Source organism: Stieleria maiorica (assembly GCF_008035925.1).
Lineage (GTDB): Bacteria > Planctomycetota > Planctomycetia > Pirellulales > Pirellulaceae > Stieleria > Stieleria maiorica.
This window is the reverse complement of the sequence record NZ_CP036264.1, coordinates 1,048,722-1,072,906: the sequence shown is the minus strand read 5'-3', so window position 1 is coordinate 1,072,906 and position 24,185 is coordinate 1,048,722. Positions and strand designations below refer to the sequence as shown.

Sequence of the window (24,185 nt, the reverse complement as noted above, 5' to 3'; positions counted from 1 at the left end):
CAAACTGAGCCGCAGGCGCTAGCCTCGGGCCTTACAAGGCCTTACAAGTCTCGAAGCGCAGTGCAAGGCCCGCGGCTAGCGCCGTCGGCTCATCGACTAGGTGGCATTGGGGTCGCGCCATACGGCTGATCACTTCACGCCGGCTTGCGCCAGGCCAGGAGCCCCGCGATCAGAAACGCGAACTGGGTGGCCATGAAGACCATCAGCCACATCAATACGCCTTCGGTAAAGCCGTAGCTGTGCAATCCGATGCCCAGTTCGTTCGTCCCGAACCAGCTCCATGCGGTGACGATGTTGCCGCCAATGGACAAAATCGCAAAACCGCGCGCCTTGACCATTCCGTCCCAACGGGCGTGCAACATCAACGCGTTCCAAATCACGATCAACAACGCGCCGTTTTCTTTGGGATCCCAGCCCCAGAATCGGCCCCAACTGTCATCGGCCCACAGCCCGCCGAGAATCGTCCCGACGGTGCTGAACAGGATCCCGAAGCAAGCCGCCCCGTACACCATCCGGTACAGCGATCGCCCCGCTTTCTCTTCCGCCCCGACCCAATTGCTGATCAGGTACCCGATACCCAGCATCCCGGCGACCAACGTTGCGACGTAACCCAACGAAACGCTGATCACGTGCGTCGCCAACCAGAACTGGGTATCCAGAACCGCTTGCAACACCGGCATCGTGTCGCCGCTCGCGAGGCCTCGGGCGACCAACAGCGAAAGCGTTCCCGCGGTCGCGGCGACCAGGTTACCGAATCCCAAACGGAAGATCCGATCGATCACCAATCCGCCCAAGACCGCTGCCCAACCGATGAACACCGCAGACGAATAAATGTTGATCACCGGAGCGCGGCCGGTGATATAGATCCGACTCAGGATGGCGACCGTGTGGATCAGGGCCGCGACCAGCAACACGCCCCAGGTCGCATTTCTTAAGCGGTGGTCTCCGACGGCCAGGAATGCCAACGCCATGACCATCGACAGGATGTACAGGATCGTCGACCGCACCTCAGGCGAATTGGATTCCATCCAACGTTCCAGTGCCACCTTGTTGGATTTCAACCCCGGAATCGGATACGCGGTCGACAGCGCCAGTTGGTCATCGACGGCCTGGTTGAATCCTTCGAAATCCTTCTTTTCGTCGCGATAGGTTTCGATCATTCGGCTGAACGGATCCGACGCCAGCGCGCGATCGGCGTCCTGCGACGGTCCCTTGGCGGCATCGTCAAAAAACGCGGGGGCAAACGCGGTCCAATCGGGATCATTGACCGCGTCGGCCGCCTCGTCAGCGGTCGGAGGGATGATTCGGGCCGTCCGCATCGTCTGGATCGACTCCATCCGTCGCTGCAATTCACTCAGCGCGAACCGCTGCACCATTTCCTCGGTGATGCCTTCGGGCAAGTTGTCCGTCGGGATCTCCGGCGGCCGCGGCAGTTGAAACGCTTCGGCGGTCACCATGTACTGACGCGTGCGAAGATCCAATTCCAACAGCTTCTGTTCTTTAAACGACAACGCCGCTTCGTCTTTGCCCCTTGCCGCTTTGATCAACGCATCCGCCTTGGGCCACTCGGCCAACAGCTCATCGAGCGAGTACAGTTTGCTCTTGCGCCGGTCCAATTTCAGCTGACTGCGGACTTCCTCCGCATCGACCCGGAACATCGGCAGGTAGCGAAGTGCCGGATCGTCGATGGCAACTTCCATCAACCACTGCATCGCGGACATGCTCTTCTTATCAACACGGCTCTTGATCGCGCCGGGAGCATTTTCCATCGGCAGCGATTCCCGATTGCTGATCGCCTTGAGCGTTTGGCGGGCAAAGGCATCCAGCGGCAACACCCGTCCGCCGAATTGGGCAGGGATCTTGCCGGCGGTATAAAAATCGTAGCCGGTGTCACGCGAAGCGGGGCGCAGCGTCGTCATCGCGGCCGACCAGGGGATCAGCATCATCAAAGCCAGCAGGGCGGCGATGTTGAACGCGATCACGGCCGGTCGCGAGGAGGTGATCACCTGTCGTTCATCGGCGCTCATCGCCGCCATTTCCTTGGCCCGTTCGCGTTCGCGTCGTCCGACGAAACGTTTCAGTGTTCCGGTGAAGTGTGCCAGCATGCCCAGCGCCATGATGCTGCAGGCGACGTAGGGGATCAGCCAACCGCTGTTGCGCACCACTTGCAGCCCCGTCAACTCTTTGCCACCGGGCAACGGCGTGTAACTGGATTGAAAAAACGTCTCGCCGCGATACCGCAGCGGATTATTCATCCAAACACGTTCACGCCGATCCTCGCCGGTTTCCGTGTCGACGATGCGAATGTACGAACTGTAATCTCGCGGTGTTTCGGTCCCGCTGTAGTTACGACGCTGGACGTCTTCCAAGTGAACCCAATACGGTTTCACCTCGCGGTGATACCGCAGCCCGATCTTGTACTCGCTCTCGCCGATCGTGACTTCGTCAAAAACATCCTTGGCCGTTCCGCCGGGGATCAACGTCTCTCGATCGGACAACATTTGGCTGACCAAATGCGTCCCCAGCGACTCACCGGACTGCTTGTCGATCAATTCGATGTACGCCGAAGCCACGTTGACTTCCCCATCCGTCCCACCACGCTTGCGCGCCTGGACGGCCTGGACTTCCAACCCGACACCCTTGGTCGCCGGATTGCCGGTCGGTTTCGGATTGACAAGATCCGAATTTTCGTAAAAGGCGACCACCTTCACATCCGCCGGCAAGGCATCGTCGCGGATCAGTTCCCCGCTGGACAGTGCCTCGCCGATCTGCGTCCCCGGAATCGCCGTCACCGTGTCTTCTGCTTCACCGGGAACGACGAAGGTCAGTTCGATTTTGTCCAGATTGATCAACGCGTTGGTCGATTGGCCCTCGACCAAACTGATCCGCTGTTCCAACTGACGATCACCGAAGGCGAATTGCCCGAACATCAACAGCCCGACGCCGAAGTGCAACAACAAGTTGCCGCCCTGACGTCCGAAGATCAGCAAACATCCGATCAACAGAATCACGCCGGCACCGAGCCCCTTGGCCAGCTGCCAAACGATCCGCAGCCCGGGATCGCCGATCCGCGCGCCGCTGAACAACGTGTAAACGATCACGGCGGCCAACGAGGCCGCGCCGATGTAACCGAGGAGACGCAGCGAACGGTGTTGGACGTTGGTCGACACGGCGGTCAGACCGATCGCGCCGGCGACACCGATTCCCTGCAACACCTTCCACAGCGCGGGGTAGGAGATCGGCGGCGCGCCCTGCAACCCGTCGCTGTTGTGACCGCTGGCGATGATCAACCCGGCCACGACAAAGCCGGCCAAGATGAACAGGATGCCCGCTGCCAATCGACCACCCGACGCGGAGACGCGGAACCGAGTCGCCTTGGACGCGATCAAATTCAGCATCAACAACACGCCGATCAACGCCCCGCCGGGAAACGGAATGATTCCCGGAATCGGATTGGCGTGGCGATAAAACGCTTGGGGGACGAAATCGTCGAAGTGCATCCAAGCGATCCAAGAAACGAAGTACCGTTCCTTGACGTCCTGCATGTTCATCTCGTCCTGGGCCAGCGTCCCGACCAGGACGATGATCAAGGAAGCCGCGAACAGACCGACGGTCAACTTCAGTGACCCGATCGCCGAGAGCACGTCGGCTGACGAAATCACCGTCGATTCATCGCGTTCTTGGGGGAACTGGCCGGAGGGATTGGGGAGTGTCGCCATGTTCTTTCTGCGGTTGAGTTTTGTTCGGCTCAAGTGAATTGGGAGAGGCGTCCAGCCAGTCATCTCCGTCGCCCTCGTTCCAAGGCTTTTTGCCCTCGTTCCAAGGCTCCGCCTTGGAACGCACTTTCCCGAAGGCTCCGCCTTCGATTCCGTCGCGTGAGGCGGAGCCTCACATTAGTCGCGGTCCCAGACGAGGCCTGGGAACGAGGTGCGTGGGTTTTAAAACGAAAGTGAATCCAAAAACGCTTGCATCGCGTCGGATTGCTCCGCGACCGTTTTCGCGTCACCGGTCATTTTAATGAACTTGCTGCGTCCGCCTGCCATTTCAACAATTGTCGCATCGATCGATTTCTGGCCTTTTTCGGCGTCGCCTGCGATGATAAACCGCTGGGCCGGACGGCCGGAAACATCGAATTTCTTTGCCCCGGCCAACATCTCATCGACCGCCGTATCCTCGGGGGATCCTCCGGCGACCTGACCCATCCAACGTGCGACGTTGCTACGCAGGTCACCTCCGGCGGTGATCACCGTGACTTCGGACTCATCGACGCTGAAGGCCGCTTCACGCATCCCGCCGGGCCGGACCTCCAGCTTGTTCCAACCGTCAGGGGTTTCAAACTCCAGCGGTGATGGCGGCGCCGCCGCTGCGGTTGCCCCGCCCGATGGACTCGTCAGGGGACCGGCGCTCGGCATTCCAGTACCGGGCATTCCGCCGTTTGGCATCCCGGCACCCGACATCATCCCCATGGGGCCGGCCCCACCGGCCCCGGGGACACCGACCAGATCGACCCAGACGGCGTTGCCCTGGGCCGCGTCGACTTCCATCGCTTCGCCGCCGGACCATTTTTCGGTCGACGGGTCCAAGCCGACTTGGCCGCGCCATCGGTTGACGTTTTGCTGGACATAATCGTCCCAGGCGGCATCGTCCATTGTGCCGGGGACGGACAGATTGGAAACGCTTAGATCAAGTTGCTTTTCGGGCGTATTGATATCGATCGTTGCGAAACGCATCGGCTTTTTGCCGCCGCGACGCCAGCCGTCGGGCAACGACTCGAGCACCGGTTCGTCATTGGCATCGAACTGGACACTTTTGACAAACGCTTTGAAGGCGTCGTCGATCCGTGCGACCGCGTCTTCGGGGCCCAGGACCTTGAAGAACCAAACCTTTTCACCGCGGGGAACCATCACCGCCAGCAGGCGATCCTTGCCCGGGGCCAGCTGCTCGGGCACCTTCTTGGGGATCTTGTAGGTGACGATTCCTTCGGGTTGCTCACAACCGGCCAGGGCGACCAGCGCCAGAATCAGCATCGGCAGCACGGCCAACCGGCGTCGGATCCCACCACCGTGGCGGTGCAAGTTCTCTGTCAGATCCGGAATCATGGGCGCGGTCAAAAGCGGGGCGGGCGGGAGGGTGAAATCCGTTTCCGGTGGGAAGGTGCATCCTGGCATTGTCAGTATAGACGCGCCACCACCGTTCTTCGTACCCGCCAGATCCGATCGGGGCTCAAGAATCCCAGCCCATCAGCCCCCTCAACGAATCCGTCCAGAAACTCACGGGCGCTGAAAAGCCAATCGGGGATCAGGAATCCCAGCCCATCAAGCCAATCAGCGAATCCGTCAGGGCACTCACCGGCGCGGAGATATCGTTGTACGCCCACATGTTTCGGACCAGATCGGACATCAACATGCCGCCCAAAGAGAGCGTCAGGATGATGAACATCAGCGACAGACACTGCATCAACGAGAAGGGGACTTCGTAGCCCACCCCGGCGACGGCCGCGCCGACCGCGGGCGATTCGTCGACGTCGTCCATCTCGATCGCCTCCCCAGCCATGGGGTCCTCGCCGAGCCCGCCTTCTGCCACCGGTGCTTCGTCGAAGGCGTCGACGGCGACCGCTTCGGCGTCACCAAATCCGCCGTCGGCAAACCCCGCGTCGTCACCAAAATCATCTTGGAAATCGACGGCGTCGCCGACCATTTCGGAATCTTCGACTTCGATGACCTGCGAGCTGCTTTCCAGATCGGCATCCAGCCCGACGCCGGACGGCGAGAGTTGGAATTCCTCGTCCGATCCCGAACCGCTGCCGCCGGCATTCTTGCCGCTGGACCCTGAAATCCCGCTGCCGTCGGTCAGTTCGGCCCCCAAGTCCAGCGCCGACAAACTGCTGCCGGCCAAATCCAACGGTTCGCTTTCGAGCGACAACCCGCTGTCGCTGGGGCTCATCAGATTGATCCCGCTGTCCCCGGCAACCGAGATGTCGCTGACACTGTCCAACATCAAATCGGCGTCGTCGTCTGCGATCACCAGGTCGTCATCTTCGTCCAGGGCGTCATCCATTTCATTGATCACGCTGGACCCGAGCCCGCTGCCCAGCCCGGAGGAGGTCAGCAGGTTTTCGCTGTCGCCCGAAATCAGCCCGCTGCCGCTGCCGGATTGCTCGGCACCGAGCAGATCCAACTCGCTCAAGACATCCGCACCGGACGATTTCATCTTCTCGCCCGAATCCGGCGAATCGAGTTCGTTCATCAGTTCCAAACTGCTCGCCCCGGCCGCTTTGACCTGCAGCTCATCCTCGGACAGCGAATCCAGATCCAAACTGTCGCTATCTTCGCCCAACAGCAGATCGTCGCTGTCGTCTTCGTCCAGCGATCCGGAAAACGCGAACTCTTCGTCCGAGCTGGCATCGTCGGCGACATCCACGTCGCTGATCGAGATTTTTTCCGCCTCGGCATTGATCTCCGCCTTCGCGACCGGTCCGGTGCTGCCCTCTTTGGGATCGATGGCGATGTCGATCGAATCGATGCTGTCGTCCATCAACGCCGGGTCATTGAGTTTCAATTCGGCCGAGTCGATTTCTTGCAGCGCGTTTTCGTCACTCTCAAACAGCGAATCCTGCTCCAGATCGTCGCCCAGCTTGCCACTATCCGAAGCGACCAGTTCGACGTCGCTGCCATCCTCTTTCGATCCCGTGACCAGGTTCACGTCGCTGCCCTCGCCGGTCGCTTCGCTGCCGATCCCCAGATCGCTGCCGTCACCCTCGCCCGGTGAATCGCCCCCGATCACGCTGCCCGATCCCATCCCCGATTCGTCGACCAGGATCCCCGACCCGGCGCCGTCGGCCAGCTCGTCGGCCAAACGGTCGATCTCCGTCTCGGGGAATTTCCAACTGGAACCGTCACGAAAACCACGGACTTGGCCTTGGCTGCGAAGTTCGACCAGGCGATCGGTGCTGATGCCAAGTTTCGAAGCAGCTTCTTCAAGTGACAGATAAGACATGGGCGAGGATTGATTCGAGCGGGGGAGAGACAAAGTTGACAATGATTGCCCTGTTTCCCTATCGCTCGGATCACCGGCAGTCGCTACTTGGCCGGACTGCCAAGTTGCCGGATTTGTCCGGGAAGTGGCTTCGTCAGGTTAAGCGATAAGGAGAAGTCGGCATCGATCGGGCGGCTGCTGACCAAGCGGATCTGGCCCGACCTATCGATATGATACACGGCGATTTGCATTTTTCCGGTATGAACCAGCGTAATTGTTTGACTTCCCGAGCCGGTAAATCCGTTAAACCCGATCAACTCCCCCGCCGCAGCGACTTGGGGCCCCTTTTCCGAAGCGGTCAACTGCATCAGCGACACTCCGCCCGGCTGCGACACCTGTTCGGGGGACATTCGTTCGGGGGGCAACCCGGGTTCGAAGCGTTCCACATCGGTGTTTCCCGGCATTCCGTACGTCCCGGGCTGGTCCGCAACACCGCCAACGACCAAGGCCGAAAGCAATCCCAATCCCAGCAATCCGACTCGCCAATGCATCCTGAATGCTCCTGAATTTGCGGGGGCGTCAACTTGCCGCCGGCAGATCGCCAGCCCCCATCTCCTGATCTTCTCCGCCCGTCTTTGCGCCGCCTCGACGGTCCCTTCCGGGCCATCGCCTCAAGCCGCCACGTACGACGGTCCTTTCCGGGCCGTCGCCCCAAGCCGCCACGTACGACGGTCCCTTCCGGGCCGTCGCCCCAAGCCGCCACGTACGACGGTCCCTTCCGGGCCGTCGCCTCAAGCCGCCACGTACGACGGTCCCTTCCGGGCCGTCGCTCCAAGCCGCCACGTACGACGGTCCCTTCCGGGCCGTCGCCTCAAGCCGCCACGTACGACGGTCCCTTCCGGGCCGTCGCCCCAAGCCGCCACGTACGACGGTCCCTTCCGGGCCGTCGCTATCGACCGAATACCAACCCGCCGCGGTCAATCGCAACCCAAGATCCGACAAACGGCATCGTGAAGCACCCCATTGGTACCCACGCCGTCGCCGCCCCGAACGGTTGCAACGCCCTTCCAATCAGTAAAACGGCCGCCCGATTCGACCATCACGGGCAGGATCGCGGCGACATCCCAGGCGTTACAGATCGGATCGACCATCACGTCGGCCCGCCCGGTCGCGACCATCAGGTAACCGTAGCCGTCGCCCCAGGTGCGAGTGATCCAGCACGCGCGCTCGACCTGCTTGTACGTCTCGGCGCGGTCGCGGGCATCAAACGAGTCGACTTGGCTGGTCACGAACACGGCCTGCGAAAGCTCACTCCGCTCGGAGACACGGGCCCGGGTCCATTCGGCCAGCGATCCATCGGTCTGTCGTCGCTGGTGCCAACACCCCTGCCCCAGCGCCGCGACCACGATTTCGCCGAGTGCGGGAATGAAGATCACGCCGCCGATCGGTTGGCCGTCTTTCTCCAGCGCCAACAACGTCGAATACAGCGGCACGCCGCACACAAACGACTTCGTCCCGTCGATCGGATCGACCACCCAACGGTAATCGGACCGGCCGGCTTTCTCGGCGAACTCCTCGCCTTGGACCGTGTCCTCGGGAAAGGACTCGGCGATTTGCCGGCGGACGAGCTGCTCCGCTTCCCGATCGGCGATCGTCACCGGCGAATCATCGCTTTTCGCATCGACGTGCAAATCCCCCGAACCGAAATATGTGAGCGTGTGCTCACCAGCCGCTCTGGCGATGGAAATCATGGCCGAAAGCCGCCCCGATTCCAGCGCCGACCAGTCGGCGGGTCCCTTCAATGTCGTTGAGTCCATGTTTGAATCCGTCATGCGGTATTTGTCGTCTCGTGCTCTTGCGGTTCCCCGTCGTTCCCCGCTGACTCGATGAACTGCCCCGGAAAGAAACTCTGGTACAGCAACATCCCCGCGCCGACCACCAACAACGAATCGGCAATATTAAAATTGGGCCAGGTCCACTGTTCGTTGATCCGCCACAGGATCCAGTCGCGCACGCCACTCTGCCACTGTTCGGGGTAGCCGGGTTGCCACCACAATCCCAGCCGATCGTAAAGGTTGCCGATGATCCCGCCGCCGACCATCCCCAGCGCGACGGTCAGCCACCGGGATTCGGCCGCCCGAAACCAAAACAACCAGATCACGATGCCGATCGCGGCGACGACACTCATGGCGGCGAAAAAGCTGCCGCGGCCCGCCCCGACCCCAAACACCGCGCCGATGTTGACGGCCGTCTCGATCCCGAAATAGGGCTCCCACACCCACCAGATGTCGCTTTGGGCCGGCAGCCCGCGCCAGCGAAACACCGCCGCTTTACTCCACAAATCCAGCCATCCGCCGACCAAGGCGATCCCCAGAAAAACCCAAAATCGGCCCACCAGCGACGCCGGCGCCCGAGACGTCACGGCGACGGGTGCGGTTTCGGAGTCGTCGATTGTCGGTTCCGCCTGATTCATCGTCTTGCTGTGATCTTGTTTTAACGTTGCCAGCATTCCTTCGCCCGCGTTGTAAGGTTGCCCAGTAAAAGCTGGGAAGACCCTACACGTTAGAATCGTTCGCCCCGCTTGCCCAGATCAACCTGCCGATGGGCGTCGAAACACGAGTGACATCAGCCGATTCGCGCCAGCGTTCGGGCCCCAGCAACGTTCGGGCCCCAGAGTCGATGGAGGCTCCAGCGATGATGGAGGCCCCAGCGATGATGGAGGCCCGTAGGCTGGCGTCAAACGGCTGGTCCCAAGAGGGTTTTGCGGAATCGAAAACACGCAAAACCTTACAAATGCAAACGCGAACGAATCGAACGATCCTGCGCAGTCCAGGCTCCGCCTCGGGGGTGGACGCGGTGTGTGCGGCGGGAGCCACACCTGCAGTGCGTTCCACGGAGGATCCTTGGAACGAGGAGACGTGGGCGCCTTTGCTGCGGAACGCCCGCCCGATCCGCATCCCTGCCACCCCGCGGCCCCAGGGGTTACATTACTGCTCGGCTCCACTTTGATCCCGCTTCCCCCGCAGAGACGCAACACCATCATGTCCACTCCACTGAAAATTGCCGTCCACGGAGCGGCCGGTCGCATGGGTCGCCGAGTCGTCGCGCTGGCATCGGAAGACAGCGCGCTGGAACTGGTCGCGGCGATGGAAAACGACCAACACCCGCTGCTCGGCCAGGACGCCGGCGACTTGGCGGGCGTCGACACACTGGACATCGCCCTGTCGTCCAAGTGGCCCAATGACGCCGACGTCGTGATTGATTTTTCGTTGCCCGAGGCAATCGATCGCTGCATCGAAAAATGTGTGCTCCACGAAACGGCGCTCGTTGTGGCCACCACGGGAATGACCGATGCGCAAGTCGAGCGGCTTAACGAAGCATCCGAAAGCATTCCGATCGTCTGGGCCCCCAGCATGTCACTGGCGGTCAACCTGTCGATGAAACTTGCCCAACAGATCACCGAAAAACTGCTGGACGTTCCGGGCGGACTGGACATCGAAATCATCGAACGGCACCACCGATACAAGGCGGATGCGCCCAGCGGAACGGCGCTGAAATTCGGTGACCTGATTGCCGAAAAACTCGGCGACGACACCAAACACGTCCATGGCCGCGAAGGTCACACCGGCCAGCGAACCCGCAATGAAATCGGTTACCACGCCGTCCGCGTCGGTGATAATCCCGGCGAACACACGATCGTCTTCGGCATGCTGGGTGAACGGATCGAATTGAACGTCGCCGCCAGCAGCCGCGATTGCTACGCCGCCGGTGCCCTGGCCGCCGCCAAATGGCTGAGCGATAAACCCGAAGGCATGTACGACATGTTCGACGTGCTGGAAATGTGATGAAGTGTGACGAGGGTTACCGCTGTGACGTCTGCGGCCAAGACGTGACCTCGATCGTCGAAAGCGACTTGTACCTGCGTTACGTCATCGGCGAGCTCGATCCGGAAACCCTGCACACCGCCGCGGAGCGACACATCCGTTGCAACCCCGTCCTGGCTCAATTCATCGATGACCAGCGATTCGAACCGGTGGTCATTGATGGCCCCATGGCACTGGCCCATCTGGACGGTGAATTCGTCGCCCAGCGACGCCAGCTGGTCTCACGCGGCTATCGGCGGCTCCGCGAAATCGCCGACTGGCCCGGCGACCGCGACCTGACCGAATACCCGTTGCCCGAAGCGATCCGGCACTACCGCTCGCAGTAGCCGTGACGGGGAATGTTCAACAATCGTGAAGAAAAGTGGTCGAAATCGATGCGGCATGCCTGCCCCGATTGCGCATCTGCTTTGGCGAACTGCCTTCGCGCCACTGCCTGCGACCATCCGTTTACGTTTGACCACGGGGTCTCGGAACTCGCTGGCGGCTTGTCGATTTACCCGACCGGTTTTCGAAGTGGATGCGGGCGCGGCTTGATGTGCGATCTGGCGAAGTGTAGTCTAATGATGAGGATTTCTGCTCTTTTCCAGTCGTCGCAACCACCCTCCCGCGACTCGTCTCTTCACCGGATACCCCATGACGCGTTCAGTGCCCCTTCTGCTTTGCTTGGTGATCGCTGGTTTCGCGGTCGCAGGGTGCGGTAGCTCGCCAACGGTCGACAAGCCCACCGGTGCGGACGCGACGGCTTCGGGATACGACGCCATGTCGGACGCCGAAAAGGCGGAGTACGAGAAAGAAATGGCGAAGCAAATGGGCCAATAGTTTTGCCCCACGCGAGCCTTCCGCTCGTCAGAATAGAAATCCTGTTATTTTGTCTCCGTAACCTTGGAGTGTTTTATGCGACGTGATTCGACACGTGCCGGCTTTACGCTGGTCGAACTGTTGGTGGTGATCGCCATCATCGGCATCCTTGTCGGACTGCTGCTGCCCGCCGTCCAGGCGGCACGTGAAGCGGCGCGACGAATGAGTTGCAGCAACAACTTCAAGCAAATCGGGCTGGCGCTGCACAACTACCACTCCGCCTACCAACGCTTGCCGATGAATTACGGCGGGACGACCCCGGTCGCGCCGCTGGTCGACGGTCCCGGCGGGGTGATGAATTGGTGGGAAAACAACAATTTCGGCAACCACGAACAGCTCAGCATGCTGGTCCCGCTGACGCCCTACATGGAGCAGCAAGCGCTTTGGGAATCGATCAGCCAACCGTTCCCGATCACCACGCCGGTCGCATTCACGTTTCCACCGATGGGGCCGACCCCCAATCCCGGCAATGCCGCCGATCCGGCCCGCAACAGCTATGACCCGTGGTGGACCGACATCCCCGCGCTGCGTTGCCCCAGCGACCCCGGCATGGGCCGTCCCGCGATGGGACGTTCCAACTACGGTCCGCAGTGTGGGGACAATCGCAGCTTGACATTCGGCGTCAAATACCCCGACCTGACCATCAACAACCAACTGGAAGACCAAAACGGCAAAGTGAACCGCGGATTCTTCCTGCCGCGTGAATTCACACGTTTTCGCGACGTGCTGGACGGCCTTTCCAACACCATCGCGATGGGCGAGATCGTCACCGACCTGAGCGATGGGGACAAACGCACCACGCCCGCGGTCACCCTCTCCAGCTCCATCGCCACCAACCCAAACTACTGCGAAGAAAACTTCATCGATCCCGAAGACCCGCAGTTTTGGCTCGATCCGGACGGTGTTCTTTCGGGGAATTTCCCCGGCGACCAACCTCGGCCGACCGCGTTTTCCGAAGGTCGAGGGTTCCGCTGGTGCAACGCCCGCCCGATCTACACCGAAGTCAATTGCATCCTGCCGCCCAACAAGGGACTGTGCACCAACTCGTTCCCGGAAAACGAAGCGATCGCGCCTCCGGGTAGCCGGCATCCCGGCGGCTGCCACGTCCTGATGGGCGACGGCGCCGTCGTCTTCATCACCGACTCGGTCGAATCCGGCAACGTCAACGCCCCCCAACCCGCCCCTGGCGTCGAAAGCCCCTACGGCCTGTGGGGCGCCCTCGGCACCCGTTCAGGCAAGGAAGTCATCAGTGAATCGCTGAACCAGTGATTCGGGACCAGCTTTCAGGTCCGCCGACCCAGCGCTGAACCCTGCCCACGCTGAACCCTGCCCACCCCGGGCAGGGTTTTTTATGCGCCCCTGCCAGCGGGACGCGTCACGGCCTGTCGATTTAATCAGCCGTTTGGCGCGAGCCTACGGGCGCCAGAGCGTTTTCTTGGTACAGGAAGCTTGGTACAGGAAGCCCGTACGCTCGCGCGAAACGGCTGATCCCACGTGTGACCGGACTAAATCAACAGGCCGGTCAGCGAGCGGCCTCTGATGCCAGCGGGACGCGTCAGCGAGCGGCCCCAAATGCCAGCGGGAAGCGTCAGCGAGCGGCCACAGATGCCAGCGGGACGCGTCAGCGAGCGGCCCCCCAGATGCCAGCGGAATGCACGATCGACCGGCCCCAGATGCCGGCGGAAAGCATCACGGCCTGCCGATTGAATCGTTTTCGACGAACGAACAGAACAAGACGTGGCCCGAAACGCAAACGAGCGGATCTGCGGCGCCACCTTGCTCGCGCCGCGGGCTCATAAATCAACTGGCCGGAACGCTTCCCGCTGGCATCCCACATGCAAAAACCGATCTGATCGCGAGATCGGCCGGATGCTAGAATCGGCCCACACCCGACCGACGCATCGCCCCCAACTGCATCCAAACCAGCCGTGAAAGCATCCTCTCCCAAGTTGTTCAATGCCGGATTCCTGGGCCTGATGGTGGCTCAGTTCTTCGGGGCCATGAACGACAACTTGCTGAAAGTGATCCTGGCCTTCGCCGTCGTTCGAGGAGTTTGGGAAGGCCGGCTCGGCGACGGAGGCGAAGGCATCGTCAGCATATGCTTCACCTTGCCGTTTCTTCTGCTTTCGGGATTCGCCGGCCAAATCGCCGACCGCTATTCCAAACGCACAGTGACGCTGGGGGTCAAGATCGCCGAGATCCCGATCGCGCTCGTCGCTGGCCTGGGGTTCTATTTCGAAAACCTGTACCTGACGCTCCTGGCGCTGATCGCCCTGACGTGCCAAAGCTCGTTCTTTGGCCCGGCAAAGTACGGCATGATTCCCGAACTTGTCAGCGACCGGCATCTCAGCCGTGCCAACGGATCGATCAACATGATGACCAACATCGCCGTGATCCTGGGCACGGTGATCGCCGGATCGGCAAGCGTTCGTTATCACGGCGCCGAGGGCGTGCCCCGAGTCGCCTGGCTTCCGGGCGCGCTGTTTGTCGCCACCGCGGTCCTCGGGTTCGTCGCCAGTTTGATGATCACTCGTCTGCAACCGGGCGATCGTGACCTGCAGATCGATTACAACCCGTTTGCGATCTACATCGAAACGATCCGCAAGATGGGCCAAACGCGATTGCTGACGGTGATGATGGCCTGGGGCTACTTCTATCTGCTGGCCGGCCTGGCCCTGTCGACCCTGTTTCGTTACCCCGAGGTGCTCGGCGTGGGGGACGACGAAGCCAGCGTGCTGATGGGCGTGCTGGGGGTTGCGATCGGCCTGGGTTGTGCCGTTGCCGGTTTCATCTCGGGCGACAAAATCGAACCGCGACTGACGACGATCGGCGCCGCGGGTCTGGTCGTTTTTTTCTTTCTACTGGCCGCGGTTCCACCGTGGATGCCCGACGCCCGGCCGATGGTCCGCGTCGCGCTCAGCAACGTCGCGTTCTTCATCTTCTGTGCCGGCTTCTTTGCCGGGTTTTACATCATCCCGCTCCAAGCACTGTTGCAGAAACTGTCGCCCGATGACGAACGCGGCCAATTCCTCGGCACCGCCAACGCCGTCTCCTTCGCCTTCATGACCGTCGCGGGGCTGTTGTACTGGGCCGCCATGCCCGCGTTTACCGATCGCCCGCAAAGCATGTTCTACGTCTCCAGCGCGCTGATGCTCGCCGGCGCGCTGTTCTTCCTCTGGAAACTGCGTGGCACCGGAATCCTGATCGGCACCAAACCGAGCGAACAGCCGGCCGGGTAGCGAGGGCCTACGCGTCGCACAGATGCGGTCCCAAACGTAGCTACGTTCGCCAGAACGTGGCCCCCTGCCTCAAAGAATACCCGCCGATGGCAGCGCGTCCCCACGGATCCCTGACTGCTTCACATCCGTGGGTACGCTTTGCCATCCGTGGGCAGGTTCAGCTCTATTCCGGCGTCAGCCGAGCAGATCATCCACCGCGAACTCTATGAAAGATTCGCGTCGGCATACGCCGCCCGCCACTGCAGGCAACCCACGCCTCCGACAGGAAAATCGCGACAGACCTGTGGTCGGTGTTGGTGATGGCGACAGCGCTTCGTCTGTAGATCCAACCACGTGCATGGACCATCCAACGCCCCATTTTTCGGCGCGACGTGGTTCGCCATCTGCTCCAAGACTCCCTCGCGCAAGCCCGCCGGCATGGCGATCCATCGCGCCAGATCGGCCGACGCCGCGTCCGCGAGGGACGCCAGATCGATGTGCTCCACATCGGCCAACTGTTCCAGCGTCAAATTGAACGCCGGAAAACCCATGTGCATGCAGCAGACGCCGCAACCGTCGCAATCGACAACCGGCAAACCACTCACTCGGCGACCGGCAGCCCGACCAGTTGCTTGTCCTTGGCCATCTTGCGGATGTCCTCGGTGATCTTCATCGAACAGTACTTGGGACCGCACATGCTGCAGAAGTGGGCGCTCTTGAAGGTGTCTTGAGGAAGCGTTTCGTCGTGGTAACGGCGGGCGGTTTCGGGATCAAGCGAAAGCCGAAACTGTTCGTTCCAATCAAATTCAAACCGTGCCTTGCTGAGCGCGTCGTCGCGGTCTTGAGCGCCCTTGCGTCCCCGAGCGACATCGGCCGCATGGGCGGAAATCTTGTAGGCGATCACTCCCTGCTTGACGTCTTCTTCGTTGGGCAACCCCAGGTGTTCTTTGGGCGTGACGTAGCACAGCATCGCCGCTCCGTGCCAACCGGCCATCGCCGCACCGATCGCACTGGTGATGTGGTCGTACCCGGGCGCGATGTCGGTCACCAACGGCCCCAGGACATAGAACGGAGCCCCCTCGCAGAGCTCTGCCTGCTTTTCCATGTTCATCTGAATTTGATGCATCGGGATATGTCCCGGTCCTTCGACCATCACTTGCGTGCCGTTCTTTTTGCCGCGTTTGGTCAACTCGCCCAACACTTCCAACTCGGCGAACTGGGCGTCGTCCGACGCGTCGGCGATCGACCCGGGCCGCAATCCATCGCCCAGCGACCACGTCACGTCGTACTGCCGCATGATGTCGCACAGGTCATCAAATGCGTCGTAAAGAGGGTTCTGTTTGTTGTGAGCCATCATCCATTTGGCGATCAGTGAACCGCCACGGCTAACGATGCCGGTCACCCGGTTGATGCTCAGGTGCAGGTGCTCCAATTTCACCCCGCAATGAATCGTCATGTAGTCGACGCCTTGCTTGGCCTGGTGCTCGACCATGTCCAAAAAGTGCTGGGCATTCATGTCCTCGATGTTGCCGCCGAGCTCTTCCAGCATCTGGTAGATCGGCACCGTCCCGATCGGCACCGGGCTTTTTTCGATGATTTGACGGCGGATGTTGTCGATGTCCTTCCCGGTCGACAAATCCATCACCGTGTCGGCGCCGAAGTGAACCGCCGTGTGCAGCTTTTCCAGTTCTTCGCCGGCGTTGCTGGTCACGGCACTGTTGCCGATGTTGGCGTTGATCTTGCACTTAGCCGCCACCCCGATGCACATCGGCTCCAGAGCGCCCGCGGCGTGGACCTTGTTGGCCGGAATCACCATGCGACCGGCCGCCACTTCGTCGCGAATCAATTCGACCGCCAGATCTTCGCGTTTTGCGCAAAACTCCATCTCCGGAGTGATTTCACCTGCCTGCGCCGCCAAAATCTGCGTTTTGCTCATCGATTTACTCCGATTGTCCCGCCATCACGCGGGGAAAAAGCTCAAAAGTGGGAGGCTCTGTTATACGCCTGGACGGCGATCGAGAGTAGATCCCCACCGGCCGGGGAAAAGGGGGCAGTGGCATAAGCCAATACGCTGAGCCGTAGGCGCTAGCCTCGGGCCTTACTGCCGTGTTTAAGGCGCATCAAGGCCCGCGGCTAGCGCCGTCGGCTCACTAAGCCCGTGCCATTCGTACCTGAAACCTTTTCTGCGGCCACGCTCTAGCGAGCGTAGCTACGCCAAAGTGGCGCTGACCAGCTAAAGCGTTTTTAGATACTCCAGCACCTGCCGCTTCTCGCTCTCGCCAAGCGCGTCGGGAAAATCGTGGCCGCGGTTACTTTTGCCGAATTTCCGCGTGTCAAAGTAACTTCGCCGCACCGCCATGTCCGTGACACTGTCGGGGATCCGCGGAACAACCTCCACCGTCAACCCGATCTTTTCGGCGTCCATTTCGGTCGACGTCGGCCGCCAGACCACGGGCCGTTCTTGGGGATGCAGCACGTCCCACAATGTCGGCACGCTGCCGTTGTGAAAATACGGAGCGCTGGCCCAAACGCCGTCCAGGGGCGGTGCGACATAGCCGTCGGGATCGATCACCGTCTCCTGCTGATCCGCCTCGCCGGCATGGGCGAACCAGCTGCGTGCGTACTTCTTGCGCCCCTCCACCGTCAACGCGTTCAACCGCACCGGGTCGGTACCGAGCTCGTCGATCGGGACCCTTCGATTCGGATAGTCGCCCTCGGCGCCATAGGTCCCATGGCACTCGGCACAATTGGATCGGAAAACCGCCCTGCCCTGCTCTGCCAACGTTGAATCGATCACGCCGTCAAAAACCGGCGTCCGCAGCGAACTCAAATACGCATACACATCCTTAAAATCCGCCTCGTGACGGGGATAAAAATCCGGACCGTTCTCGGGCACCAGGGTGAATTGCATCAGCCCGCGATGCCCCTTGGCGGCGAAACCATCGATGTAGATGTTGGGCCGCTTGTGAAAGTGCCACCACGGCGGCGCATCCATGTCGTGATGGGTGAAAAACTTTGGCGTCCGAATGACCAGGTTCAACTTTTCGTCGCGACCGTTCATCAGCCCCATCCCAAACACGACCGCGTTGGTCGTCCCATTGGTCGTCCCCAATGGCACGAACATCGCCCCCAGTTCCATCCGCCCGGGCAATAAGCCCAAGTTCAATTTCGCCTTGCCGATCTCCTCGGTCAGCGTCTGCAATGCGAACCGGTTGTTGGGGGCGCCCGGAGTGACGTTGCCGTACACCGTTCCGCCATGGCAGGAGAAACAGTTCATCGTCCACGCGCCTGTGGAATCCACGACGTACTGCAGCGGTTTTCCGGAATCGTCTCCCGGCCGGGTCGTCAAACCGTAACGCTCGAACGCCATCTCGCGGCGCCGCTGTGGCGATGCCTTCTCGGCTTCACTCCGCAGTGGTTCGGGCCACACCGTCCACAGTGCATCAAACGTCGATTGGTGAAAATCACTCGGCAACACCGCCGTTTCGGTCAAAAACCGATACCCCCGCGCAGCGGCCTCGGAATCCACCGACACGTCTGAATCGGCCGCAGGCACGCTGGTCGGAAACAGGCATGCCGCGCCGATCCCCAACGCGATGGTCAGTGCGACAATTAAAGACGGTTTCATCAAAAGAATATGAATGTGAACGATGGCTCGAAATTCCACAGGATACGACTCACGCAGGTGTCCAGCCGTTCGATGCACCACGTACGATGACCCTTCCGGGCCGTCGTCCGCAGGACTCTCCGCGACGCCCTGGAAAGGACGTCGTACGACGGTCCATCACCTTCACAGACCGAAAACCGGCTAAAGCCCAACGCCGCTAAGTTAAGGCCCGGGCGCTGGCGCGAACCGGCTGATGTAAAACGACTATCAGCCGTTTGGCGCGAGCCTACGGGCCCTCCCCGCAGAAAACGACGCTTAACTTGGCGGTATTGGGCGAAAGCCTAGACACCAGCTTCAGTATACGACCGTGCCCAGTTCCGACACACAACGAACCTGATTCGTTTCACTCGACAAAAACCAATCGATACACCACCGGCCGGCCCGGGAACACTTGTTCCGCCGTAACAGGCCGATAACGATTCAGACGGTCAATGAATCGCTCGGTCGGCCGCACCCCCGATCGGGAAATCAGCCAAACCCTCGCCCCGGGCCGCGGCAGATTCTCCAGGTGATGCCTGATCCAACTTTCATGCTCGTAGGCACCAACCACCACAACGGGATCGAGCGTGTACGGCCCGCGGAGTGGAAACGCCAAGTACTCCCACTGGCGCTCACTGATCGTCCCAGAACTTGAAATCGGCTGCCGCAGAAAACTCGCCTCGATCAGCTGACTGTCCAACCAGACCACGTCGCCATCGCGGATTTCCTCGCGGATCTCCGCGACCGCACCGCGCCAGTGCTCCCCACGCCACTGGACCGGCCAACGACCGGCCGCGAGTGTCTGCAACGTGCCCTGGTACCAGAGCATGTGGCCGACCAGCAACGCCGCTACGGCGATTCCGATTGCCCGCGTCATGATTCTGTTCACGCCACTGCGTTGACCGCTCCATCGTCGTAACATCCCGCCGACCGCGGCAACACAGATCGCACTCGACTCACCGGCCGTCCACGCCATCAATGGAAGCGCGGCCACGAAGTAACGACGATGCCACAACGGCACCCACTCGAAGTAGGAGGCGCAAAAGAACAGCGCCGTCCCGATCACCCCGACCGATCCGGGAATCATTCCGATCCAATCCACTTGTGCAGGCCCGTCTTCATCTTGCACCTTCCGAAAGGGACGCAACGCGTCGACGAGTCGACTTGCCATGAACGTGACCACCGCCGCGCCCACCGGCAACATCACGATCGGCCCCCAGGACCAGGCGTACCAAAGCTGCCACCATGTGGTCGCCTGCCCGAACGCCTTCCACAACCCCCGCCGCTCCCACGATTCGGGCAGCGACGACATCACCAGAGCCGCCAAGGTCGCCGATACGATCACGACGGCGATCAAATCCGCGCGCCATAATCGCAATCGTTGCCGATTCCAGGCGACCAACACCGCGAACGGAACCAGCAACGCCAGCACGCCCAACGACGTCGGGTGCACCAGTGCGGCAACGCAAATCCAAAACAGCATCGCCAGCCGCCACCGCGCACCGCCGTGGCTCCGCTCGCTACCGTGACGACGTCCCATCGTCGCCCCGTGGTCACGTCGTTCCGGCGACGCTCCCAGCCAGGCCATCATGGACCAGACGGCCAGCACGGCGTACAGCATGACAAACGCGTACGCGCGCAACTCGCAACCGAAAAACACCCCGTTGGGATCGATCGCCAACATTCCTCCGGCGACCACGCCGGCCGACACGTTCCCCGTCCGCCGGGCCACTCCGACGACCAACAAGACCGACGCCAGCACACTCGCCAACACGCTGCTCAGCCGCATCGGAAATTCGTCGGGCCCGACCAGCGCCGACCAAGCCCACAGCAAATGGAAGTAGCCGGTGGTCTGGTTGCCCGCCGCCGCGCGGGGCGCCACGAGAGAAAAATTGTCCGCGACCGCCCACGCCGAATGAAGCTCATCGAGCCAAAAACTCTCGCGGCACGAAGGCAGCCGAAACGCCAACGCGACCCCACCGACCAGAAGCATCGCGAACCAAATCGCCCTCCGATCGATCTTTCCAATCTCGGTCTCCGTCCGCTCGCACTGATCCGCCGCCGCCATTCAGTTCTCCGTTGATCTCAACGCCGCTGTGATTCTCTATCGTTGTTGTGCTTTGTTCCATCCATCCCCGTTCGATCCAAGCCAGGCTGCGGCCGCGCGTGTCGCATCGCCGCATGGTTACAACCGGGGTTGGGCGCTATCATAGGGACTCCGCCCGGATCGCCATGCCCCCGTCCGCCTCCGGGTCCATCATTCGAGTCGAAAGAAACCTGCGATGTCCGCCTCCGAAATCCGAACCGTGAACCTGCAACGCGTCGATGCACGCGTCGGATCCGCTGAAATCCTGCAACAACTCCGCGACAAACTCAGCCCGCAAGGCGACGTCGTCTCCCCCCGCGGACGGGCGTTGACCGAAGAGGTGTTCGGCGCGCCGCTGACGCCGATCGAAGTCGTCGGACGCATCTGCCAGGAAGTCCAAAGCGGCGGCACAAAGGCGCTGCTGAAATTCAACCGCCAGCTCGACAAAGCGGACCTGACCGCCGACCAATTGCGCGTTCCCGCCGCCGACCTGGCCGCCGCACACGCCGCCGCCGACCCGGAATTGATCGAATCGATTCGCCGTATCCGCGACAACGTGGCCACATTTCAGAAGGCGATCCTGCATCGCGACGTCACCATCCAGCCCCAGCCCGGCGTGACACTGACCCAGCGTTATGTGCCGTTGCGACGTGTCGGCGTCTGTGTCCCCGGCGGCGCGGCGGCCTACCCGTCCACGGTGCTGATGACCGTCGTTCCGGCCCAGGTCGCCGGCGTCGCGGAAATCGCCGTCGTCGCTCCCCCCACACCCTTCGGAGCGTACAACCAAGACATGCTGGCGACCTGTCACGAACTCGGCGTCACCGAGGTGTATCGCATGGGCGGGGCCCAAGCGGTCGCAGCGCTGGCCTATGGAACCGACACCGTCCCGGCGGTCAACAAGATCGTCGGCCCCGGAAACCTGTTCGTCGCGCTGGCCAAAAAGCACGTCTACGGCACCGTCGACATCGATTCCTTTGCCGGCCCCAGCGAAGTCATCGTGATCGCCGACGGCACCGCCCGCCCCGATTTCATTGCCGCCGATCTGTTGGCCCAGGCCGAACACTCCCCCGGCAGCGCGATCCTGATCACCTGGGACGAATCGTTGATCGACGCGGTCAGCAATGAAGTCGCCAAGCAACTCGCCTCACTGGAACGCTCCGAATTGACGCTCGACAGTTTGGAAGCCTTTGGGGCGTTGATCCTGGTCCGCGACGAAGCCCAGGCCTGTGAGCTGACCGATTCGTTCGCCCCGGAACACCTGCACATCGAAACGGCCAACCCACGCGACCAGATCGCAAACATTAAAAACAGCGGCGCCGCCTTCCTGGGACACCACACCCCGGTCGCCTTGGGCGACTACGCCGCCGGCCCCAGCCACGTCCTGCCGACCGGAGGCACCTGCACCTGGGCCGCGGGACTGTCCAGCAACAGCTTTCTCCGCAGCGGCAGCGTCACCGAGTTTGACGAAGCGGCGATGAAACAGATCGCCCCCGACGTCGAACGACTGGCCGAAAAAGAAGGCCTGACCGCCCACGCCCGCAGCGTCTCGATCCGGAAGTAACTCCCAACTCCCAACTCCCAACTCCCAACTCCCAACTCCCAACTCCCAACTCCCAACTCCCAACTCCATGTCAAAAACCGACCTCCGCCCTGCCCTTTCGCGGATGTTGCCCTACACGCCGGGCGAGCAACCGCCGCCGGGCAAGTACATCAAGCTGAACACCAACGAGAATCCTTACCCGCCACCGCCGGCGGTCGTCTCGGCGATCCAAGATGCCGCCGCCGGGCCCCTCAATCGCTACCCCGATCCGACGGCCAGCCTGTTCCGCCGCGCGGCTGCCGAGGCGCTCGGTCTGCCCGGTCCCGATTGGATTTTGGCCGGCAACGGAAGCGACGAAATCCTGACCATCCTGGTCCGCGGGTTTGTCGGCGAAGGCCAGAAGTTGCGACTGCCCTACCCCAGTTACATCCTCTACCGAACCTTAGCCGATATCCAAGGTGCATCCTGGGAACAGATTCCGTTCCTGGATGGCTGGCACCTGCCGGCGATGTTCGGCCAAGGCGACGCCGACCTGCGTCTGGTCTTGCTGCCCAATCCGAACAGCCCCAGCGGAACCGTTGTCCCGCCCGAGCAGATCGAGCAGCTCGCCGCCTCGTTGCCCTGCCCCTTGGTCGTCGACGAAGCCTACGCGGATTTCGCCGAGTTCAATTGCCTGGACCTGGTCCAGCGCCATGACAACATCCTCGTCACACGAACGCTCAGCAAATCCTACGGTTTGGCCGGTATCCGCTTCGGGTTCCTTGTCGCCCAGCCGTCGCTGATCGCAAAACTGTCGAACATCAAAGACAGTTACAACTGTGACTACCTGGCAACGATCGCGGCCACCGCCGCGATCAACTCGCAAGACTGGTTGGCCGAGGTCGTGGCGAAAATGAATGCCACGCGGGCCAACATACAGACGCAATTGTCGGAGATGGGATTCAACGTGACGCCCTCACACGCCAACTTTGTTTGGTGCCAACACCCCAGCGGCCGCCACGCCGACCTGCACCAGTTCCTCAAAAAACACCAAATCCTGATCCGCTACATGGACTTCCCCGATTGGGGCGACGGGCTGCGAATCTCGGTCGGAACCGACCAGCAAAGCGAAGCGTGTTTGATGATGATCCAGCGGTTCCTCGAATCGCTGTAGGGCGGCCGGTGGGTCGGACCTATAGGACACATAGGTCCCATCTGTCCTATTGGTCCTATTCGGTCGGGCTGTCGACCACAGGGAAAATAGGACCAATGCGACATAGACGACCTATATGTCCCATCTGACTCATCGGTCCTATCGCGGTCGCCGCCCGCGGGCGGCGGTCCTGGCCCGGTGCATCCGCTCCCGCAGTCCGCCTTCTTCGAGAAATGCCTGTTCCAATTGTCGAATCTGCTGGTCAAGCAAATAGTTCGCTTGATGAACCAAACACACCGCGATGTTGGCTACCACAACCCCGTCGCGAGTTTCCACGAACGTCCGGTACGTCTGATAGCTTTCTCGCTTTTGCCGCCCCAATCGCCGCACGTACGACGCTTGCTGCGAACCCTTGTCCCACAATTGGCCGTCTTGATTGCGGATGAAATCGCGATAGTCCTCCAGCAGCTCTTCCAGGCTCGCGCGGGCGACGTTGGTCAATTTGATTTCCGTTTCCTTCGATGTCCCCGACGCCATGCTGCCTTCGATGATGTTCTGCTTGCCGCTCCGCGCCGCTTGGATCATTTGATCTACCGTGCGGTCAAATTTGGACAGAAAGCGATCGCAAAAGCGGACCGTCACGTCATAGACGATCACTGATTTCTGGTAGGACCGCAGATCCTGATAACCGCCATGAGCTGGAATGAATCCGCCGGGCATGGCCGATACTCCGTTGGCATTGAAGAAAAGATGAGGTCAACGATCTTAGCAGACCAGGACCGCCCTGCAGAGGGGGCGATCGGCGAAAATAGGACCAATAGGACATAGACGACATATGGGTCCCAT

General features: G+C 61.3%; 18 protein-coding genes. 7 read left to right on the top strand and 11 right to left on the bottom strand.

The window, feature by feature from the left end:
* Window positions 1-134: 134 nt before the first annotated feature.
* The 6 genes from ccsA to Mal15_RS03360 form a co-directional block, all read right to left on the bottom strand.
* Window positions 135-3,719 carry a cytochrome c biogenesis protein gene (gene ccsA / locus Mal15_RS03385; RefSeq protein WP_147866473.1) on the bottom strand — a complete coding sequence of 1,195 codons (3,585 nt, stop codon included), beginning with the start codon at window positions 3,717-3,719 and terminating at the stop codon, window positions 135-137.
* Between the two features lie 219 nt (window positions 3,720-3,938).
* Window positions 3,939-5,099 carry a hypothetical protein gene (locus tag Mal15_RS03380; RefSeq protein ID WP_147866472.1) on the bottom strand — a complete coding sequence of 387 codons (1,161 nt, stop codon included), beginning with the start codon at window positions 5,097-5,099 and terminating at the stop codon, window positions 3,939-3,941.
* Between the two features lie 199 nt (window positions 5,100-5,298).
* Window positions 5,299-6,996, bottom strand: coding sequence for a helix-turn-helix domain-containing protein (locus tag Mal15_RS03375; RefSeq protein ID WP_147866471.1), 1,698 nt, complete (start codon window positions 6,994-6,996; stop codon window positions 5,299-5,301).
* Window positions 6,997-7,079: 83 nt separating this feature from the next.
* Window positions 7,080-7,526 carry a hypothetical protein gene (locus Mal15_RS03370; protein WP_147866470.1) on the bottom strand — a complete coding sequence of 149 codons (447 nt, stop codon included), beginning with the start codon at window positions 7,524-7,526 and terminating at the stop codon, window positions 7,080-7,082.
* A gap of 426 nt (window positions 7,527-7,952) precedes the next feature.
* Window positions 7,953-8,792, bottom strand: coding sequence for a histidinol-phosphatase (hisN, locus tag Mal15_RS03365; protein ID WP_147866469.1), 840 nt, complete (start codon window positions 8,790-8,792; stop codon window positions 7,953-7,955).
* 11 nt (window positions 8,793-8,803) lie between these two features.
* Window positions 8,804-9,448, bottom strand: a complete 645-nt coding sequence (locus Mal15_RS03360; protein WP_199773803.1) for a signal peptidase II — start codon at window positions 9,446-9,448, stop codon at window positions 8,804-8,806.
* A 568-nt stretch (window positions 9,449-10,016) separates the two neighbouring features.
* Between Mal15_RS03360 and dapB the strand changes: the two genes are divergently transcribed.
* From dapB to Mal15_RS03335, 5 genes are all read left to right on the top strand, one after another.
* On the top strand, window positions 10,017-10,820 hold the full coding sequence (gene dapB / locus Mal15_RS03355) for a 4-hydroxy-tetrahydrodipicolinate reductase (protein ID WP_147866467.1): 804 nt from the start codon (window positions 10,017-10,019) through the stop codon (window positions 10,818-10,820).
* Window positions 10,817-11,185 carry a hypothetical protein gene (locus Mal15_RS03350; protein ID WP_147866466.1) on the top strand — a complete coding sequence of 123 codons (369 nt, stop codon included), beginning with the start codon at window positions 10,817-10,819 and terminating at the stop codon, window positions 11,183-11,185. Before dapB ends, Mal15_RS03350 begins: the two co-directional genes overlap by 4 nt.
* Window positions 11,186-11,492: 307 nt before the next feature.
* Window positions 11,493-11,678 carry a DUF3784 domain-containing protein gene (locus tag Mal15_RS03345; RefSeq protein ID WP_147866465.1) on the top strand — a complete coding sequence of 62 codons (186 nt, stop codon included), beginning with the start codon at window positions 11,493-11,495 and terminating at the stop codon, window positions 11,676-11,678.
* A gap of 75 nt (window positions 11,679-11,753) precedes the next feature.
* Window positions 11,754-12,986 (top strand): DUF1559 domain-containing protein, encoded by a 1,233-nt coding sequence (locus Mal15_RS03340; RefSeq protein ID WP_147866464.1) that lies wholly within the window; start codon window positions 11,754-11,756, stop codon window positions 12,984-12,986.
* Window positions 12,987-13,645: 659 nt separating this feature from the next.
* On the top strand, window positions 13,646-14,956 hold the full coding sequence (locus Mal15_RS03335) for an MFS transporter (RefSeq protein WP_147866463.1): 1,311 nt from the start codon (window positions 13,646-13,648) through the stop codon (window positions 14,954-14,956).
* 203 nt (window positions 14,957-15,159) lie between these two features.
* Here Mal15_RS03335 and Mal15_RS03330 read toward each other — a convergent pair whose 3' ends face one another.
* The 4 genes from Mal15_RS03330 to Mal15_RS03315 all read right to left on the bottom strand — a co-directional run bounded on the left by Mal15_RS03330 (window position 15,160) and on the right by Mal15_RS03315 (window position 20,649).
* A complete protein-coding gene (locus Mal15_RS03330; protein WP_147866462.1) occupies window positions 15,160-15,540 on the bottom strand; it encodes a YkgJ family cysteine cluster protein in 381 nt (126 codons plus the stop codon).
* The gene (gene thiC / locus Mal15_RS03325) at window positions 15,537-16,871 is read right to left on the bottom strand and encodes a phosphomethylpyrimidine synthase ThiC (RefSeq protein ID WP_147866461.1); all 1,335 of its coding nucleotides are present in this window, start codon (window positions 16,869-16,871) and stop codon (window positions 15,537-15,539) included. Before thiC ends, Mal15_RS03330 begins: the two co-directional genes overlap by 4 nt.
* A gap of 297 nt (window positions 16,872-17,168) precedes the next feature.
* Window positions 17,169-18,563, bottom strand: a complete 1,395-nt coding sequence (locus Mal15_RS03320; RefSeq protein ID WP_199773802.1) for a c-type cytochrome — start codon at window positions 18,561-18,563, stop codon at window positions 17,169-17,171.
* Between the two features lie 382 nt (window positions 18,564-18,945).
* Window positions 18,946-20,649 carry a glycosyltransferase family 39 protein gene (locus tag Mal15_RS03315; RefSeq protein WP_147866460.1) on the bottom strand — a complete coding sequence of 568 codons (1,704 nt, stop codon included), beginning with the start codon at window positions 20,647-20,649 and terminating at the stop codon, window positions 18,946-18,948.
* Window positions 20,650-20,863: 214 nt separating this feature from the next.
* Here Mal15_RS03315 and hisD point away from each other — a divergent pair, with 214 nt between their 5' ends.
* Both hisD and hisC read left to right on the top strand, forming a co-directional pair.
* Window positions 20,864-22,228, top strand: coding sequence for a histidinol dehydrogenase (hisD, locus tag Mal15_RS03310; protein ID WP_147866459.1), 1,365 nt, complete (start codon window positions 20,864-20,866; stop codon window positions 22,226-22,228).
* A 67-nt stretch (window positions 22,229-22,295) separates the two neighbouring features.
* Window positions 22,296-23,360 carry a histidinol-phosphate transaminase gene (gene hisC, locus Mal15_RS03305; RefSeq protein WP_147866458.1) on the top strand — a complete coding sequence of 355 codons (1,065 nt, stop codon included), beginning with the start codon at window positions 22,296-22,298 and terminating at the stop codon, window positions 23,358-23,360.
* Between the two features lie 138 nt (window positions 23,361-23,498).
* Here hisC and Mal15_RS03300 read toward each other — a convergent pair whose 3' ends face one another.
* Entirely contained in the window at window positions 23,499-24,059 is a 561-nt protein-coding gene (locus tag Mal15_RS03300) for a four helix bundle suffix domain-containing protein (RefSeq protein WP_147866457.1), read from the bottom strand.
* Window positions 24,060-24,185 lie beyond the last annotated feature (126 nt).